Source organism: Kitasatospora sp. NPDC057518 (assembly GCF_042802075.1).
Taxonomy (GTDB): domain Bacteria; phylum Actinomycetota; class Actinomycetes; order Streptomycetales; family Streptomycetaceae; genus Kitasatospora.
Window position 1 is genome coordinate 1 of sequence record NZ_JBHVEU010000775.1, and the last position, 1,622, is coordinate 1,622.

Here is a 1,622-nt window from a genome sequence, read left to right on the forward strand (position 1 = left end):
GCACCGGGAGTCCGGTGCCGGGCTCGGCCGTTCCGGCGGGCGGCCCGTTCCGGTGGGCGCGGCTGTTCCGGCGGGCGGCCCGTTCCGATCGGCCGCCGACGGCTCAGTTCCGGCCGGAGAGCTCCGGAGCGCCCGCGTGGGCGCCGGCCGGGGGCGGGACGGGCCGGCGGGCGGCGCGCAGCACCCGCAGCAGGGTGCGCGGGTGCATCAGCGACTGCGGGGTGGCCACCAGTCCGGCGATCCGCACCAGTGCCTCGGTGATCCGGGGATCGTGGACCGCCGCCCGCTGGGCCAGCGCCGCGTAGCGGTTGACCAGGTGGGTCTGCGGGGTGCGGCGGCCCGCGACGCCCGGGTAGCCCAGGTCGGTCACCGCGGCGAAGGACCAGGGGGCCCGGATCTCCCGCGCGACGTCGCGGAAGTAGGCCCGGGGGTTCGGCAGCCGCCGCCCCGCGGTGTGCCGCCGCAGCACCAGGGCCTGCAGCGCGGCGGAGGTCATGCCCTGGGCGTAGGCCGGGTTGAAGCTGCACACCGCGTCGCCCAGGACGACCAGCCCGGCGGGGAAGCGCTCCAGCCGGTGGTAGTCCCTGCGGACACTGGCCGGGAAGCGGAACCGCAGGGGCTCGTCGAGCGGTTCGGCGTCGCGGATCGCCTCGTGGATCTCGGGGACGGGCAGCGAGCGGACGAAGGCGTGGAACCCCTCGGGGTCGACGGGCGGGTGGTCGCCCACGATCCCGGTCACCGACAGCTCCACCCGGTTGTCCTCGCCGGGCACCCGGTAGAAGAAGGCCCCGCGCGGGTGCGAGGGCGTGGCGGCGGGGATGATGGCGATGTCGCTGCCGAACGGATCCCCCTTGAGGCGGTAGTGGCGGGTGGTGTACGCCAGGTCGATCTCGATCCGCTCCTCGGGGGGTGCCTCGTACCCGAGGTCGGCCAGCCAGCGCGGGGTGCGCGAGCCGCGGCCGGTGGTGTCGACGACCAGGTGCGCGGAGAGCGTGCGCTCCGCGCTCCCGGGGGCGCGCCGCTGCACCCGGACGCCGGTGACCCGACGCCTGGTGGTGTCGGTCACCGGGGCGATGACGTCGTGTTCCTCCAGGAACGTCACCTCCGGCAGCGCCCGTACCCGCTCGCGCAGATGGTGTTCGAGCACCGGCCGGGTGGCGGGTACGGACGGCAGGCCGGTGTGCGTCGGCCGCAGCCGCAGCCCGTTGAAGTACCAGCGGATGTCGGCGCTGAAGTCGCCGGGCCGCACCCCGGCGGCGACCAGTTCGTCGGTGAGGCCGGGGAACAGCGACTCCATGATCTGGTGGCCGCGGGCGACCAGCCCGTGGGCGTGGTTGCCGTGCGGGACGCCGCGCCGCGGCCCCCGGACGCCGAGGATCCGGTCGCGTTCGACGACGACGACCCGGGGATAGGACTCGGCGAGCACCCTCGCTGCCAACAGGCCTGCGATGCTTCCGCCGAGAACCACGGCGCATTCGTCGGTACGGGTGCCCATGACGGTCCCTTCTGTCGGGTGTGGGACGGGTGGCGGTCCCCGTGCTGGTGCGCCGCCGCGCTGTCGGCCTTCGCCCGGAGCGCGCGTGCGCGCGGGTCCGCGGCACCCCCGCCCGGTGCCGCGGCTG

At 75.9% G+C, this 1,622-nt stretch carries 1 protein-coding gene; it reads right to left on the bottom strand.

Annotation, left to right across the window (positions count from 1 at the left end; translation table 11 throughout):
* Positions 1 to 103 precede the first annotated feature (103 nt).
* Positions 104 to 1,495, bottom strand: a complete 1,392-nt coding sequence (locus ACFU7Z_RS39310; protein WP_380782962.1) for an FAD-dependent oxidoreductase — start codon at positions 1,493 to 1,495, stop codon at positions 104 to 106.
* Positions 1,496 to 1,622 lie beyond the last annotated feature (127 nt).

Excerpts from the sequence above, each read along its gene's own strand:
- ACFU7Z_RS39310 (WP_380782962.1), bottom strand. The coding sequence starts at position 1,495 with ATGGGCACCCGTACCGACGAATGCGCCGTGGTTCTCGGCGGAAGCATC.